The sequence below is a fragment of the Cobetia sp. 14N.309.X.WAT.E.A4 genome (assembly GCF_030397495.1).
In the GTDB taxonomy this organism is placed as follows: Bacteria; Pseudomonadota; Gammaproteobacteria; order Pseudomonadales; family Halomonadaceae; genus Cobetia; species Cobetia marina.
The window spans coordinates 1-624 of sequence record NZ_JAPNXT010000033.1; the positions used below are offsets into that span (position 1 = coordinate 1).

1 protein-coding gene is annotated in these 624 nt (G+C 64.1%); it reads left to right on the forward strand.

What is annotated here, in order from left to right; all coding sequences use genetic code 11:
* Nucleotides 1–624: nucleotide sugar dehydrogenase (locus OW493_RS17175; protein ID WP_289864992.1), on the forward strand; the 624-nt coding region annotated here is incomplete at both ends.

Sequence of the window (624 nt, forward strand, 5' to 3'; positions counted from 1 at the left end):
CTTCACCACCGACGCCCGCGAGGCCGTCGCGCACGGCGTGCTGCAGTTCATCGCCGTGGGCACGCCGCCGGATGAAGATGGCAGTGCTGACCTCAAGTACGTGCTGGCGGTGGCCGAGAGCATCGGTGAGTACATGGATGACTACAAGGTCATCATCGACAAGTCCACCGTGCCGGTGGGCACGGCAGACCGCGTGCACGCCCGCGTGGCTGAAGTGCTCAAGCACCGCGGCGTGAGCGTGGATTTCGATGTCTGCTCCAACCCGGAATTCCTCAAGGAGGGCGCGGCGCTGGAGGACTTCACGCGTGGGGCCCGCATCGTGGTCGGCACCGATTCCGAGAAGGTGCGCGAGCGCATGCGCGAATGCTACGCCCCCTACAACCGCAACCATGAAAAGCTGATGTTCATGGATGTGCGCGCCGCCGAGCTGACCAAGTACGCCGCCAACGCGATGCTGGCCACCAAGATCAGCTTCATGAACGAGATCTCCAACCTGGCCGAGCGTCTCGGGGCGGATATCGAGGAAGTGCGTCGCGGGATCGGCAGTGATCCGCGCATCGGCTACCACTTCATCTACCCGGGCTGTGGCTACGGTGGCTCCTGCTTCCCGAAGGATGTCCAGGC